The sequence below is a fragment of the Burkholderia sp. Ac-20384 genome, assembly GCF_017104605.1.
GTDB lineage: Bacteria > Pseudomonadota > Gammaproteobacteria > Burkholderiales > Burkholderiaceae > Burkholderia > Burkholderia lata.
The window spans coordinates 1-7,680 of the sequence record NZ_JAAGPE010000382.1 but is presented as its reverse complement, the minus strand read 5'-3'; the positions used below and the strand labels follow the sequence as shown (position 1 = coordinate 7,680).

The following is a 7,680-nucleotide window of genomic DNA, read 5'->3' as shown; positions in this document are numbered from 1 at the left end:
GCGTCGAGCCACGCCGCCTCGAACGCCGCGACGCCGGCGGCGGGCGCGGCCGGCTCGACGATCGTCGTCGCCGGAGTCGCGACATCGCGCGGCGGCATGACCGCGAACGCGCTCAGCCCGCCGACGATGCCCGTGCCGAGCGCCTTGAGCAGCGCCTCCTTCGCACACCAGACGCGCATGAATTCGCCGGCGCGCGCGGCAAGCGACACGCTGTCGAGATAGGCGGCCTCGGCGGGCGCGCAGACTTCGCGCGTCAGTGCGCGCCAGTCCGCCGCGCGATTGCAGCACTCGATATCGATGCCGACGCGCCCTGCGGGAGCCCACGCAAGCAGCGCGTGGTCGCCCGCATGCGACACGTTGAAGTCGAGCGATGCGCGATGCGCGCCGTCCAGCGACGGTCGCCCCGATGCATCGACGACGATCGCCACCGCCTGCGGCGCGATGCCGAGGGCCGTGCCGAGCACGTCGCTCAGCGCGGCGCGCGTCGCGGCGCTGCGCACCGCATCCTCATGCCGCATGAAGCGTGCGGCCCGCGCGCGCTCGTCATCGCTGAGTGCCGCATACGCGGGCGACGCAAGCGGTACGCGCCAGTCGAAATCGATACGCGCGATCTGCACGCCGGCGCGGGACGCGGCGGGCGGCGCGTCGAGCCGCTGCATGCGCCACGCGCGGGGGATGTCGGACGGGGAGGCGGAATCGGGCGGGACGAGCATCGACGTGCGGCGGCCTGTGGAATGAAACGTCCGATGTTAATCGATCAGGCGGTACGGCGAGCCGTTGCGGCCCGTCGGTGGCAATACCGCTGGCACTAGTCGCCGCGCTGACGCTTGTTGTCCTCGCGGCGGGCACCCACGTGACGCGGCCGCCCGGTCACCCGTTCGCAGCAACGCCCGGCACACCGCTGCCGGGCCCACGTCCGCGCGATGCCGGGTGGATCGCATGCACTTTGCCCGGCGCATCGGCCGGCAGCACGCCGTGTTGCAGCCAGTAGAGCGCCAGCGGCCACAGTGTTTCGGTGAAGCGGCTGTGGAAAAACGCGAAATGGCCGATCGCGTCGACGCCGATGTCGGCCGGCGCGATCCGCAGGTGCGTGACGTCGCTGCCCGTGTAGTAGCCGACCAGCCGCTCGATCGCCTCGACCGTGCCGAACCCGTCGTCGTCGAGACCGATCGCGAGCATCGGCGCCGATAGCGCTGCGAAGCGGGCGGGCAACGCGGCGCGGCTCGCGGCGGGTTCGGCGAGCAGGCCGCTCGTATAGCTCTCCTCGAAGCGCGCCTGCGAGCGCACCCACGACAACGCGACGCCGCGCGGCGTGTCCTCCATCCAGCCGAGCCGCTTCGCGGGCACGTAGCCGAACACGGCCGCGAGCACCGGCATCGCGACGTGCCACTTCCACCACATGCGCCGCCGTTCGGCCGGCATGTAATCGCGCCAGTACGCATACTGCGCGCCGACCGTCACCGCATGCCGCACGTGGACGTTCGATGCGGCGAGCCCGAGCGCAACCCCGCCGACGCTGTGCGCGACGACGTCGATCGGCTGGCCCGGAAACGCGTCGCGTGCGTATTGCAGCGCGGCTTCGCAATCGAGCCTCCCCCAGTCGAGCCAGTTCGCGCGCAGCTTCGCGAGCTGCGCCGGACGCGACCCGCCGATGCCGCGATAGTCGTAGACGAGCACGTCGCGCCCCTGGGCGAACAGCCAGGCCGCGAAACGAAAGTAGTAGTCGCAACGCACCGACGTCGCGCAATTGATGACCGTCACAGGGCGAGCGACACTGCCGCCGCGATGGCGCCATACGTGGCCGCGCAATGCATAGCCGTCGGCCGCGCGCAGCGTCACGGGTTCGGGGGGCAATGCGTCTGCCGCGCGGGTGCCCTGCTTCATTCCGTTGCCTTCGTTCGAAATTGTCATCTTGTCTCCTGTCGGCCGGAGTTAGCGCTTTAGCGCTTACTCCGGCCCCATGGCGTGGATGGATGGAGTTAGCGCTTCAGCGCTTACTCGCCCCCCTCCTTCGTGATCCGTCCGGGTTATCGCCTCGGTGCCTGCTCGTGCTCACGCTTCGCGGCCGGCCAACGCGTCAACAGACGAGCGCCCGCTCCCGCCCCATCCTCCGCCACCCACACCAGCCTCCATTGAACTTGACGCGCCCCGCGTTCTCAACCAATCTTGCTGCTCCGTTCGCATGAGTCACGCGCATGTCAACGCCACTCGTCCGTCTCCCGTCGCTCGACCTCGTCCGCGGTTTCGTCGCCGTCGGCCGCCGCATGAGCATCACGCTCGCCGCGCAGGACCTGTGCGTCACGCAATCGGCGGTCAGCCGCCAGGTGCACGCGCTCGAAGCGCATCTCGGTGTCGCGCTGCTGCAGCGCGGCTACCGGAAGATCGCGTTCACGCCCGAAGGCGAGCGGCTGTTTCGTGTCGCGGATGCGGCACTGCACGGGCTGCAGGACACCGTCGCGTCGCTCGCCGCCGCGCGCGAGCGCCAGCCCGTCACGATCACCGCGAGCATCGGCGTCACCGCGCTGTGGCTGCTGCCGCGGCTCGGGCGGCTGCAGGCGCGCCTGCCGGAGATCGACTTGCGCGTCGCCGCGAACGACAAGGTACTCGATTTGCGCGCCGAAGGCATCGACCTCGGGATCCGCTATTGTCCGCGCGACCGCGCGCCGGCCGGCGCGCTGCGGCTGTTCGACGAAATCGTCGTGCCGGTCGCACATCCGGCGCTCGCGGCGCGGCCCGTCACGAACGCGGCCGCGATCGCCGACCACGTGCTGCTCGAATTCGACGGGCCGCCGCAGCCGCAGTTGCAGTGGCGCGCACACCTGCACGCGGCCGGGCTCGGCGACGCGCGCCCGAAAGGCGTGCTGCGCTTCAACCAGTACGACCAGGTGATCCAGGCGGCGATCGCGGGCCAGGGCGTCGCGCTCGGCCGCCTCGCGCTCGTCGCGCCGATGCTCGCGGACGGGCGGCTCGCGGTGCTCGGGCCGCACACGCAGGCGCTGTCGGATGCGTACGGCTACTGGCTGTTCCAGCACGATCCGGCCCCGCGCCGCGAAGTTGCCGACGTCCGCGACTGGATGCTCGCCGAAGCGGCCGAATGCGATGCCGCGATGCGTGCGCACAGCCCGACTTCGGCATAAGCCGGCGCAACGGTTACAACGAAGCTGACCGTTGCCGGGCGCTCCCGCCCCACTCCGCACGCCCCGCGTCGCATTCCCTGCACGCATGCCAACCTGACCGAATGATCGCTTGAGCGACGGCGAGCCCGATCGTCTAATCGGATCGAGCGCGGCCGTCTTGCCGCGCGCCTTCATCCGGAGACACGCATGACCCCGATCGAGCAGGAAGTCCGCCGCCGCTGGCTGCCCGTACTGGCCGGCGGCCTGATCATGGGCGCCGCGCTCGGCATCCGCCACGTGCAGGGCCTGTTCCTCGCGCCGGTGTCGCTCGACCACGGCTGGTCGCGCGAGACGTTCGGCCTCGCCCTGGCGCTGCAGAACCTGATCTGGGGCGTCGCGCAGCCGTTCACGGGGATGGTCGCCGATCGCTTCGGCTCGCTGCGCGTGATCGTCGCCGGGATGCTGCTTTACGCGGCCGGGCTCGTCACGATGGCGCGCGCGGCGACGACCGGCCTGTTCACGGTCGGTGCCGGGCTCGTGATCGGCATCGCGCTGTCGGGCTCGGCGTTCGCGTCGATCTATGGCGCGCTGAGCCGCCTGTTTCCGCCCGACCGGCGCGGCTGGGCGCTCGGCGTCGCAGGTGCGATCGGCGGGCTCGGCCAGTTCTGCATGGTGCCCGTCGCACAAGAGCTGATCGGCGGCATCGGCTGGCGGCATGCGTTCATCGCACTGGCGCTCGTCGCGGCGCTGCTCGCGCCGCTCGCCGTGCTGCTGCGCGACCGGCCCGCGCAGGCAGCCGCCGCCGCCGGCCCCGACCAGTCGATCAGCGAAGCCGTGCGCGAGGCGTTCGCGCATCGCGGCTTCTGGCTGCTCAACGCGGGCTTCTTCGCGTGCGGCTTCCAGCTCGCGTTCATCGCGACGCATCTTCCCGCGTACCTGCTCGACCACGGGCTGCCGGCGCGCCACGCGAGCGTCGCGCTCGCGCTGATCGCGCTGACCAACGTGGCCGGCACCTATGCGTGCGGCCATCTCGGCGGGCTGCTGCGGCGCAAGTACGTGCTGTCGGTGCTGTACCTCGTGCGGGCGCTCACGATGGCCGTGTTCGTCGCCGCGCCGCTGTCGCCCGCGAGCGTCTACGTGTTCGCGGCCGTGATGGGGTTCACGTGGCTCGGCACCGTGCCGCTGACGAACGGCGTGATCTCGCAGGTGTTCGGCGTGCGCTACATCGCGACGCTGTTCGGCTTCGTGTTCTTCGGGCACCAGCTCGGCAGCTTCTTCGGCGTCTGGCTCGGCGCGGTGGTGTACGACGCGACGCATTCGTACATGCCGCTGTGGATCGGCTCGATCGCGCTCGGCGTACTCGCGGCGTTGCTGCACCTGCCGATCAACGACGCGCGTCTCGCGCGTCCCGCATCGGGCAACGCGGCATGGGCATGATCCGCGCGGCGCTGGCCGCCGGCACGCTCGCGTTCGTCGCGTGGTGCGGCGCGGCCTATTTCAGTTCGGGCGTCGCGTACGCGCTGCTCGAACACGTCGCGTTCTGCAATTGATGCGGTTACCCGGAGCGTGCGGTCAGCGGCGCTTCGGCAATGCCGCCAGTGCATCGAGCGCACGGGCACGCGCGGCCGCATGCTCGACGAGCGGTTCCGGATAGTCGACGCCGAGCCGCACGCCCGCCGCGTCGAGCTCCAGCGGCGACGCTTCCCACGGCGCATGGATCGATGCGTTGTCGAGGCCGGCAAGCTCGGGCACCCAGCGCCGCACGTACGCACCGTCCGGATCGAACTTCTGCCCCTGTGCGACCGGATTGAAGATGCGGAAATACGGCGCGGCGTCGGCACCGCAACCGGCCACCCACTGCCAGCTCGCCGCGTTGTTCGCGGGATCGGCGTCGACCAGCGTGTCCCAGAACCACGCTTCGCCCGCGCGCCAGTCGATCAGCAAATGCTTGATCAGGAACGACGCGACGACCATCCGCACGCGGTTGTGCATCCAGCCGGTCGTCCACAGTTCGCGCAGGCCCGCATCGACGAGCGGATAGCCAGTGCGCCCGCACTGCCATGCACGCAGCGCGTCGGGATCGTCGCGCCACGGCATCGCATCGAACTGCGCGCGGAAGTTGTCGCTGGCGAGCGCCGGGAAGTGATACAGCAGCGTGTAGCTGAACTCGCGCCAGCCGATCTCGCTCAGGAATTTGTCGGCGTCCGCGGCCACCGCCGCACCGCCTGCGCTCGCGGCGCCCTGCACCGCATGCCACACCTGTCGCGGCGACAGGTTGCCAAAGCGCAGGAACGGCGACAGCCGGCTCGTCGCGGGACGGTCGGGAAGATCGCGCGCATCCGCATAGCCGGCGAGCGACGTCGTCAGGAATGCGTCGAGCCGGGCGTGCGCCCCGGCTTCGTCGGGCGCGGGCCACGCGTCGCGCAGGCCGCCGGCCCAATCCGGCACCGGCGGACGCAAAGCAAGCGCGTCGAGCGCCAGCGCGCGGTCACGCACGGCTTTCGGCCACGGATGAAACGCGATCCGCTCGGGTTCCGGCAGCGGCACGGCGACCGTGCGGTCGCGACGCGCCGCTCGCCAGTAGGCCGTGAACACCTGGTACGGCCCGCCGCTGCCCGTCAGTACTTCCCACGGCTCGTTCAGCAGGCTGCCGTTGCTGCTCTCGACCGTGACGCCGCGCGCCTTGAGCGATGCCTTCAGCGCCGCATCGGCGTCGCGCTGCGGTTGCGCATAGCGGCGGTTCCAGTACACAGCTTCCGCCCCGGTATCGTGCACGACGCGTTCGATCTCGTGCTGCGCGTCGCCACGCAACAGCAGCAGGCGCCCGCCATGGCGCGCGAGCGCCGCATCGAGCCCCGCCAGCGACCCGTGCAGCCACCAGCGCGCCGCGCCGCCAAGCGCTCGCCCCGCGCCGTCGCCCGTGTCGTCGACGAATACGCACACGAGCGGCCGGCCCGATTCCACCGCGCGCGTCAGCGCGGGCTGGTCGGTCACGCGCAGATCGTCGCGAAACCAGACGATCGCGGGAGCAACGGACGACTTGGCAGGCACAGGCACCTCGATGACGAAAGCGGAAAGAGACACGTATTGTCGCGGCTGCGCTGCGTGGTGTCGACGTGCGACGCACACGGCGCGCCGCCGCGCCCATGCCGCTGGCCGTCACGGCAATCGCACCGCCCTGCTGCCCCGGTGAAACGCCTTAGTCCATTCCGACGATTCTTCGCCGCGTGCGCGGGCCTACGCTCGATGTCGGGTGCGCCGCACTGCGCGGCACGTGCGGGCGGCGAACGCCCCGCAGGTCCCGATCCGCACCCGTCACGCGCGCCGACCGATACCGGCGCGGCTCCTTCCGACCGCCGCGACGCTTCCCGCCACCCGGGCACGCGCGGCTTCACCCGATATGCCGCCATGACCAAACCCTCGAATCTCGTCACCTCGATCACCGTCGACATCGACGCACCGGCCTCCGTCGTCTGGGAAGTGCTGACCGACTTCCCGCGCTACGGCGAATGGAACACGTTCTGCGTCGGCTTTGAAACGACCGGCAAACTCGGTGATTTCGTGCACATGCAGGTACGCATCCCGGGCACGGAGACCGTGATTCCCGTCAACGAGATCCTCGTCGCGTACGAACCTGAACGCCTGCTGTCGTGGGAGCAGCGCCCGACCGACGACAACAAGGACGCCGCGCGCCGCGACCAGTACATCGATGCGATCGGCGCGGAGCGCTGCCGCTACTTCACGACCGACCAGTTCCTCGGCCTCAACGCGGACACGATCATGCAGAACCACGGCGGGTGGGTGAAACAGGGCTTCGACCAGTGCGCGCGCGACGTGAAGCAGCGCGCCGAAGCGCTCCACGCGGCGCGCCGGCGCAACAACGCGTGACCGGGAGCCGTCGATGCCCGATCTGCAAACACTGTCGGACCATCACGACATCCGCGAGCTGATCGTCGCGTATTCGACTGCGATCGACACGCGCGACTTCGACGCGCTCGACGCGGTGTTCACACCGGATGCCGCAATCGACTATCGCGCGATGGGCGGCATCGCCGGCCGCTATCCGGAGGTGAAGGCGTGGCTGCGCACCGTGCTGCCGCAGTTTCCGCAGTACCAGCACATGGTCGGCAACCTGTCGATCCGGCTCGAAGGCGATACCGGGCGCGGCCGCACGATCTGCTTCAATCCGATGGAAGTCGCGCTGCCGGACGGCAGCACGCAGGTGATGTTTCTCGGGCTGTGGTACGTCGACCTGTTCACGCGCACCGCACAAGGCTGGCGCATCGCCGAGCGCGTCGAAGAGCGCTGCTACGGCCACAACGTGCCGGCCGTGCTCGCGGGCGCGACCGGTTGATCCATGCGCGACGCGCGCGCCGTGCGATAGCTGCACGGCACGCGCATCCTGGACCATCGCGTCGATCAATCGAGCCGGAACGCGGCCTCGAATCGCTCGGCGAACGCGTCGAACTCGGTTTCCGGCAGATGGTTGATGCCGCCCGCGCGCTTGCGCCCGCCGCCGGTCGGGAAGCCGCGACAGAACTCGTCGGCGCCGAGCGGCCGGCCA

General features: G+C 70.4%; 8 protein-coding genes and 1 pseudogene. 5 read left to right on the top strand and 4 right to left on the bottom strand.

The annotated features are described in order from the left end of the window. Nucleotides 1-713 (bottom strand): 4'-phosphopantetheinyl transferase superfamily protein (locus G3O00_RS37720; protein WP_206146048.1); only part of this gene is annotated, 713 nt, incomplete at its 3' end. 157 nt (nt 714-870) lie between these two features. After that, nucleotides 871-1,911, bottom strand: a complete 1,041-nt coding sequence (locus tag G3O00_RS37715) for an alpha/beta fold hydrolase (protein WP_206146047.1) — start codon at nt 1,909-1,911, stop codon at nt 871-873. A 284-nt stretch (nt 1,912-2,195) separates the two neighbouring features. On the opposite strand from G3O00_RS37715, the gene G3O00_RS37710 reads away from it, so the two are divergent. The 3 genes from G3O00_RS37710 to G3O00_RS44000 all read left to right on the top strand — a co-directional run bounded on the left by G3O00_RS37710 (nt 2,196) and on the right by G3O00_RS44000 (nt 4,666). Continuing rightward, nucleotides 2,196-3,137 carry a LysR substrate-binding domain-containing protein gene (locus G3O00_RS37710; RefSeq protein ID WP_206146046.1) on the top strand — a complete coding sequence of 314 codons (942 nt, stop codon included), beginning with the start codon at nt 2,196-2,198 and terminating at the stop codon, nt 3,135-3,137. 186 nt (nt 3,138-3,323) lie between these two features. After that, nucleotides 3,324-4,553 carry an MFS transporter gene (locus G3O00_RS37705; protein ID WP_241025520.1) on the top strand — a complete coding sequence of 410 codons (1,230 nt, stop codon included), beginning with the start codon at nt 3,324-3,326 and terminating at the stop codon, nt 4,551-4,553. Further along, on the top strand, nt 4,544-4,666 hold the full coding sequence (locus tag G3O00_RS44000) for a hypothetical protein (RefSeq protein ID WP_041492896.1): 123 nt from the start codon (nt 4,544-4,546) through the stop codon (nt 4,664-4,666). Before G3O00_RS37705 ends, G3O00_RS44000 begins: the two co-directional genes overlap by 10 nt. Nucleotides 4,667-4,688: 22 nt before the next feature. Here the strand turns inward: G3O00_RS44000 and G3O00_RS37700 are convergent, their stop codons facing one another. Continuing rightward, nucleotides 4,689-6,167, bottom strand: a complete 1,479-nt coding sequence (locus tag G3O00_RS37700) for a deoxyribodipyrimidine photo-lyase (RefSeq protein ID WP_206146049.1) — start codon at nt 6,165-6,167, stop codon at nt 4,689-4,691. A 357-nt stretch (nt 6,168-6,524) separates the two neighbouring features. Between G3O00_RS37700 and G3O00_RS37695 the strand changes: the two genes are divergently transcribed. Together G3O00_RS37695 and G3O00_RS37690 are read left to right on the top strand one after the other, a co-directional pair. Next, nucleotides 6,525-7,004 carry an SRPBCC domain-containing protein gene (locus tag G3O00_RS37695; protein WP_011352617.1) on the top strand — a complete coding sequence of 160 codons (480 nt, stop codon included), beginning with the start codon at nt 6,525-6,527 and terminating at the stop codon, nt 7,002-7,004. A 13-nt stretch (nt 7,005-7,017) separates the two neighbouring features. After that, entirely contained in the window at nt 7,018-7,470 is a 453-nt protein-coding gene (locus G3O00_RS37690) for a nuclear transport factor 2 family protein (RefSeq protein ID WP_206146045.1), read from the top strand. 65 nt (nt 7,471-7,535) lie between these two features. On the opposite strand, the pseudogene G3O00_RS37685 reads toward G3O00_RS37690, so the two are convergent. Then, nucleotides 7,536-7,680: pseudogene (locus G3O00_RS37685) on the bottom strand (acetyltransferase); the annotation flags it as partial.